The organism is Streptomyces sp. NPDC051913, from assembly GCF_044593635.1.
GTDB lineage: Bacteria > Actinomycetota > Actinomycetes > Streptomycetales > Streptomycetaceae > Streptomyces.
This window is the reverse complement of the sequence record NZ_JBIUCI010000045.1, coordinates 1-5,992: the sequence shown is the minus strand read 5'-3', so window position 1 is coordinate 5,992 and position 5,992 is coordinate 1. Positions and strand designations below refer to the sequence as shown.

5 protein-coding genes are annotated in these 5,992 nt (G+C 70.9%); all 5 read right to left on the bottom strand.

Features of this window, described 5'->3' with window-relative positions:
- Positions 1–56: 56 nt before the first annotated feature.
- Complete coding sequence (locus tag ACIHIX_RS47815; RefSeq protein ID WP_399966967.1) at positions 57–1,253, bottom strand: Gfo/Idh/MocA family protein; 1,197 nt, start codon at positions 1,251–1,253, stop codon at positions 57–59.
- A 68-nt stretch (positions 1,254–1,321) separates the two neighbouring features.
- Complete coding sequence (locus ACIHIX_RS47810; RefSeq protein ID WP_399966966.1) at positions 1,322–2,368, bottom strand: substrate-binding domain-containing protein; 1,047 nt, start codon at positions 2,366–2,368, stop codon at positions 1,322–1,324.
- A gap of 86 nt (positions 2,369–2,454) precedes the next feature.
- Complete coding sequence (locus tag ACIHIX_RS47805; RefSeq protein WP_399966965.1) at positions 2,455–3,483, bottom strand: ABC transporter permease; 1,029 nt, start codon at positions 3,481–3,483, stop codon at positions 2,455–2,457.
- Positions 3,480–5,003, bottom strand: coding sequence for a sugar ABC transporter ATP-binding protein (locus ACIHIX_RS47800; protein ID WP_399966964.1), 1,524 nt, complete (start codon positions 5,001–5,003; stop codon positions 3,480–3,482). The genes ACIHIX_RS47805 and ACIHIX_RS47800 overlap by 4 nt, the downstream gene beginning before the upstream one ends.
- A gap of 389 nt (positions 5,004–5,392) precedes the next feature.
- Positions 5,393–5,992 (bottom strand): ROK family protein (locus tag ACIHIX_RS47795; RefSeq protein WP_399966963.1); only part of this gene is annotated, 600 nt, incomplete at its 5' end.

Below are 5,992 nucleotides of genomic sequence, written 5' to 3'. Positions count from 1 at the left end.
GTCCGCCCACTGGCCGGTGAAGAGCGTGAACTGTCGTGGCATCTCGGAGACCCTCCTCAGACGGCGACGGGCGTGTAGACGGAGTTCTTCTCGGCACTCTCCTCCACCGCGGCGAGCACCCGCTGCACCTGCAACCCGTCGGCGAACGACGGGATCGGATCGGTGCCGGTCGCGATGGCCTCGACGAGGTCGCGGGCCTGGTGGACGAAGGTGTGCTCGTAGCCCAGTGGGTGGCCCGGCGGCCACCAGCCCTCCAGGTACGGGTGCTCGGGCTCGGTGACGAGGATCCTGCGGAACCCGGCCGTGGCGGCGGGCTCCCGGTGGTCGTGGAAGGACAGCTCGTTGAGCCGCTCCAGATCGAAGGCGAGCGAGCCGAACTCGCCGTTCACCTCCAGCCGCAGGCCGTTCTTGCGCCCCGACGCCATACGGGTCGCCTCGAACACGGCGAGCGCCCCGGAGGAGAACCGGCCGGTGAAGACGGCCGCGTCGTCCACGGTCACCGGCCCGCGCCGGGCACCGCCCGCCGCGGTGAGGCCCGAGGAGGCACCGTCGAGGCGCGGGCGCTCCTTGACGAAGGTCTCCAGCTGGGCGGAGACGCCGACCAGTACCTCGCCCGTCAGGAACTGGGCGAGATCCACGATGTGCGCCCCGAGGTCGCCGAGCGCACCCGACCCCGCGTGCTCCCGCTGGAGCCGCCAGGTCAGCGGGAAGTCCGGGTCGACCAGCCAGTCCTGGAGGTAGCTGACCCGTACGTGCCGCAAGGTGCCGAGCCTGCCCTCGTCGATCAGCCGACGGGCGAAGGTGAGGGCGGGAACGCGCCGGTAGTTGAAGCCCACCATGGCCAACTGGCCCCGCGCACGAGCGGCTTCGGCCGCCGCGACCATGGCCTCCGCCTCGGCGACCGAATTGGCCAGCGGCTTCTCGCACAGCACGTGCTTGCCGGCCTCCAGCGCGGCGATCGCGATCTCGGCATGGCTGTCGCCCGGGGTGCAGATGTCGACGAGCTGTACGTCGTCGCGGGCTATGAGGGCACGCCAGTCGGTCTCCGTCGCGGCCCAGCCGTGCTTGTCGGCCGCCGCCCGCACGGCGTGCGCGTCACGGCCGGCGATCGCGGCCAGCATCGGCCGCAATGGCAGGTCGAACACGTGCCCTACGGTGCGCCAGCCCTGGGAGTGCGCGGCGCCCATGAACGCGTAGCCGACCATGCCCACGCCGAGTGTCGGCGCTGCGGCCCGACCGTCCCTCTGTTCCATCCGGATTCCTCCTCGTCGGAGTGTCACTGACTCATCGCTGTCTTCGCGGGGCGCTGGGCCCGGCCCGGTCAGATGAAGCCGGTCGGCAGGTACTGGTCGACGTTGTCCTTGGTGACCACGGCCGAGTAGAGGGTCAGCGACGAGGGGATCTCGAACTCGGCGAGGCCGCCCACCCCCTTGCCCTGCCCGAGCGCCCTGGCGAGGTCGATGGCGGAGGCGGCCATCGTCGGCGGGTACAGGACGGTCGCCTTGAGGACGCTGTTGCCGGCCTTGATGGCGTCCATCGCGGACTTGGCGCCGGCGCCGCCGACCATCAGGAAGTCGTCGCGCCCGGCCTGGTCGATGGCGCGCAGCGCGCCCACGCCCTGGTCGTCGTCGTGGTTCCACAGCGCGTCGAAGTTCGACTGGGCCTGGAGGAGTTGGGCCATCTTGGCCTGCCCGGACTCGACCGTGAAGTCAGCCGCCTGACGGGCGACCTTCTTGATGTTGGGGTAGTTCTTCAGGGCGTCGTCGAAGCCCTTGGTGCGCTGCTGGGTCAGTTCGAGGTTGTCGAGGCCGGCGAGTTCGACGACCTTGGCGTTCTTCTTGTCCTTGAGCTGTTCGCCGATGTAGTGCCCGGCGTTGAGGCCCATGCCGTAGTTGTCGCCGCCGATCCAGCAGCGGTAGGCCTGCGGGGAGGCGAAGACACGGTCGAGGTTGACGACGGGGATGCCGGCCCGCATGGCCTGGAGGCCGACCTGGGTGAGGGCCTTGCCGTCGGCCGGGAGGATCACCAGGACGTCGACCTTCTTGTTGATCAGCGTCTGGATCTGGCCGATCTGCTGGGCGGTGTCGTTGGAGCCCTCGGTGATCTCCAGGGTGACGTCCGAGTACTTCTTCGCCCGGCTCTTGGCGTTGTCGTTGATGGCGTTGAGCCAGCCGTGGTCGGCCTGCGGGCCCGCGAAGCCGATGGTGACGGCCTTGCCGGGCTTTTCGTCGGCGACCGGGGCGTTGTCCGCGGCCGGTTCCTGGTCCTTGGTCTCGTTGCTGGTGCAGGCGGTCAGCAGCGCGCCGGCGGAGACGGCCGCGGTGCCGAACAGGAGTGCTCTGCGGCTGGTGTTGGGGGTTCTGGCCATGGCGGATCGACCCTTCGACTGGGCGGTGTGCGGTGGTTGAGGCAGGTAGGGGACCGGACGGCGGTGTCAGGGGCCGCCGTCCGGCGTCAGGAGTCGCCGTGCAGCGAGCGGCGCTGGACCAGCACGGCGGCGACGATGATGGCGCCCTTGGCGATCTGCTGGACAGCGGTCTCGAGGTTGTTCAGGGCGAAGATGTTGGTGATCGTGGTGAAGACCAGCACCCCGAGGACGGAGCCGACGATGGTGCCGCGGCCGCCGCTGAGGAGCGTGCCGCCGATGATCGCGGCGGCGATGGCGTCCAGCTCGTAGAGGTTGCCGTTGGTGTTCTGGCCCGAGCCGGCGAGCACGATCAGCATGAAGGCGGCGATGCCGCAGCACAGTCCGGACAGCAGGTACAGGTACAGGCGTTGGCGGCGGACGTCGATGCCGGCGAGGCGTGCCGCTTCCGCGTTGCCGCCGACCGCGACCGTGCGGCGGCCGAAGGTGGTGCGGTTGAGCAGCAGCCAGCCGACGACGGTGACCGCGGCGAAGATCAGCACCAGGGGCGGGATGCCGAGGACGTAGGAGTCACGCGAGCCGAGGTCGAGCACGGACTGGACCGAGACGACCTGGGTGCTGCCGTCCGTGATCTGCAGGGCCAGACCCCGGGCGGAGGCGAGCATGGCCAGCGTGGCGATGAACGGGACCATCCTGCCGTAGGCGATCAGCAGCCCGTTCACCAGACCGCAGCCCACACCGACGATCACGGCGGTGAAGAGGATGCCCGCGAAGCCGAACTCCTGGGTGGCCACGGTCGTCGCCCACACCGAGGCGAGCGCCACCATCGCGCCGACCGACAGGTCGATCCCGCCGCTGGTGATGACGAACGTCATGCCGACGGTGACGACGCCGATCACGGACGCCTGGGTGAGCACGAGTTGGAGGTTGCTCGTCGCCAGGAACTCGTCCGGCGCGGTGATGCCACCGACGGCGACGAGGACGGCGAGGACACCGAGCAGGGACAGCGTGCGCACGTCCCATCGCAGCCACGGTCGGCGCGAACTGTCGTGCTCCTGGGCGGACTTGGCGGCGGGCGTGGGCGCTTCCTGCTGTGCCCGAGTGGCCGGCTGCGTCATGGCGTCAGGCTCCCTTCCATCACAAGATCGAGTACGCGGTGCTCGTCGAGCTCCCGGGCGTCCGCCGTGTGCACGACGCTGCCTTCACGGAGCACCAGCACCCGGTCGGCGAGTCCCAGGACCTCGGGCACCTCGCTGGACACGAGAAGTACGGCCAGGCCCTCGTCGGCCAGCCGGCGGATCACGGCGTAGAGCTCCGCCCGGGCCCCGATGTCGACGCCCCTGGTGGGCTCGTCCAGGAGCAGCACCTTGCAGCCCCGCAACAGCCAGCGGGCGAGCACGGCCTTCTGCTGGTTGCCGCCGGACAGGGTCCGGATCGCGGCGTCGGGGTTGTCCGGCCGCAGGGACAGCTCCCGTACCGCCTGGTGCGCGGCGGCTCGTTCGCCGCGGCGGTCGATCCAGCCCGCGCGGGCGAACCGGGACAGGGTGGAGACCGACACGTTGCTGCTGACGGACTCCAGCATCAGCAGGCCCTGCGCCTTGCGTTCCTCGGGGGCGAGGCCGATGCCGGCGCGGACGGCGGCGCGCACGCTTCCGGGGCGCAGGGGGGTGCCGTCGACGAGGACGCGGCCGCCGTCGGGCTTGCGGGCCCCGTAGATCGTCTCCAGGATCTCGCTGCGTCCGGACCCGACGAGCCCGGCGAGGCCCACGATCTCTCCGGGGCGCAGTTCCAGGTCGACGGGCGCGAACTCCCCGCGCCGGGTGAGCCCTTCGACCGTCAGCACCGGCTGCCGCTCCGCGGCGAACCCGGCCTCGGGGCGCTCGGGGAAGACGTACTCCACGTTGCGTCCGGTCATCAGGGCCACGACCTCGCTGGTCGGTGTCGACTTGGCGGGCAGCCCGCCCGCGACCGACCGGCCCTCCTTGAGGACGGTGACCCGGTCGCCGATGCGGCGGATCTCCTCAAGGCGGTGGGAGATGTAGATGACGGCGACGCCCTCGGCGGTCAGATCGCCCACGATCCTGAACAGGTTGTCCACCTCTTCGGGGTCGAGTGCCGCCGACGGTTCGTCCATCACGATGAGACGGACCTCGTGGGACAGCGCACGGGCCATGGAGACGATCTGCTGCTGGGCGGCGGACAGTTCACCGACGAGCCGGGTCGGGTCGATCTCCGAGTGGCCCAGCCGGTGCAGCAACCGCACGGTCGCCGTACGGGCGGCGGCGCCGCGTACGACGAACCCGGCGGCGGTGGGTTCGTGGCCCAGGTAGACGTTCTCGGCGACGGACAGGCCCTCGATCAGGTCGAGTTCCTGGTAGATGGTGGCGATGCCGAGACGCATGGCGGCGATCGGCGACCTGAGGGCCACCGGCTCGCCCTGCCAGGTGATCTCCCCGCCGTCGGGCTGGTGGGCGCCGGCGATCACCTTGATCAGAGTGGACTTGCCGGCGCCGTTCTGGCCGAGAAGGCAGTGGACTTCCCCGGGCTGGACCTCCAGGTCCACACCGTCCAGGGCGCGGACGCCCGGGAACGACTTGGTGATGCCGGCCATGGTGAGCAGGGGTGGTTGTGGTGCCATGAAGGATCCCCTCGGGGGGTGTGCTCCGTGAACGGGCAGGCTGGACAGGGGCGTTCGGGTGCGGGGGCAGCTCTGGGGCGCCCGGGGCGTCGTACGCGTACGCGTGGGTGCCGGGGCGCGGCAGAGCGGGGCAGGCCTGACGGCCTGGCGACCAGGTGGCGGTGACCGGCCGCCGACGACGTGCGGCGGCTACGGCGGCGCTGGGGATGTTGCTGGGTGTGTTGCTGGAGGTGTGGCCGAGTCCGTCGCTCGAAGTGTGGCTGGGTGTGTTGCTTGAGGTGTGGCCGAGTCTGTCGCTGGGTGTGTTACTTGAGGTGTTGCGAGAGCGCGCCGTGGGGTCGCCACGGTTGGCGTCGAGGGCCGTGTCCGCCGTCGGGGTCGGGCGGCGGTCAGGCCGGTGAGAAGACGTGGTCGCTGATGAGGCGGGCCGCGCCGATGGCTCCGGCGGCGGGTCCCAACTCACCGAGCACGATGGGCAGGTTGCCCGTGGCCAGCGGCAGGGACTGCCGGTAGACCTGGGTCCTGACACTGGCCAGCAGGGTGTGTCCGAGCCCGGTCACACCTCCGCCGATCACCACCAGACCCGGATTGAAGAAGCTGACGAGCCCGGCGATGACCTGCCCCAGACGCTTCCCGCCCTCCCGGATGAGTTCCAGAGCCACGGCGTCGCCCGCCGCCGCGGCGGCCGAGACATCCGAGGCGCTCAGGCGTCCCGCCGTCTCCAGCCGGGCGGCGAGCTCCGCCGACCGGCCCTCACGCGCGGCCTGCTCGGCGTCGGCGGCCAGCGCGGCACCGCTGAAGTGGGCCTCCAGACAGCCCCGGTTGCCGCACACACAGGCGCGGCCTCCCGGCTCCACCTGGATGTGCCCGATGTCGCCCGCGCTGCCGGTGACGCCGCGGTGGACACTGCCGCCGACGACGATGCCGCAACCGATACCCGTACCGATCTTGACGCAGAGGAAGTCCCCCACGGAACGGGCGACACCCGC